This window comes from Corallococcus sp. AB049A, from assembly GCF_003668885.1.
In the GTDB taxonomy this organism is placed as follows: domain Bacteria; phylum Myxococcota; class Myxococcia; order Myxococcales; family Myxococcaceae; genus Corallococcus; species Corallococcus interemptor.
The window spans coordinates 1-836 of the sequence record NZ_RAWL01000852.1 but is presented as its reverse complement, the minus strand read 5'-3'; the positions used below and the strand labels follow the sequence as shown (position 1 = coordinate 836).

Annotated in this window: 1 protein-coding gene; it reads right to left on the bottom strand. The window is 69.4% G+C overall.

Annotation, left to right across the window (positions count from 1 at the left end):
• Positions 1-836, bottom strand: an 836-nt coding sequence (locus D7X55_RS39910; RefSeq protein ID WP_147470442.1) for an AMP-binding protein, incomplete at both ends; no start/stop codon positions are given.

Below are 836 nucleotides of genomic sequence, written 5' to 3'. Positions count from 1 at the left end.
CCCACCTGCCCAGGCGCCCGCCGCTCCAGCGTCTCCGGGTCCACGATGGCCAGTCGCTGTTCCGCCAGCGTCCGGCCACACCCCACCAGCGTCCGTGCCCCGGCCTCCGCCGCGCCCACTTCCTCCGCGCGGTGCTGCTCCAGCGCAGTGGACGACAGCGTCACCGACACCGGCGGCGCTGACTTCTCGCCTCCGGAAACTATCAGCGTCCCTTCCGCCAGCCCGTAGCACGGGTAGAAGGCCTCACGCCGGAAGCCACTGGGGCCGAACGCCTCCACGAAGCGCTCCAGCGTCTCCGGCCGAATCGGCTCCGCGCCGCAGAAGGCCACCTCCCACCGGCTCAAGTCCAACGCCCGCCGCTCTTCCGGCGTGCTCTTCTTCACGCACAAGTCGAACGCGAAGTTCGGCCCACCGCTGATGGTGCCCCCAAACTTCGACACCGCCTCCAGCCACGCCATGGGCCGCTTGAGGAACGTCATCGGCGACATGAGTGCCACCGGGAAGCCCCCGTACAGCGGCTCCAGGATGCCGCCGATGAGTCCCATGTCGTGGTACGGCGGCAGCCAGATGACGCCCTGGCTCTCCCTGCGCGCGCCGAACGCCCCGTGGATGAGCGACAGGTTGTGCAGCAGGTTGCCGTGCGTGAGCATCACGCCCTTCGGCGTCCCCGTGCTCCCGGACGTGTACTGCAGGAACGCCAGCGACTCCGTCCCCAACTCCGGCGCCACCCACTCGCGCTCGCCACCCTCCGGCAGCGAATCCGTCGCCATCCAGTGCAGCGCGCGGAAGTCCGGTGCCTGCTCGAAGACGAAATCAGAAAGCTCCAGGATGCCCGA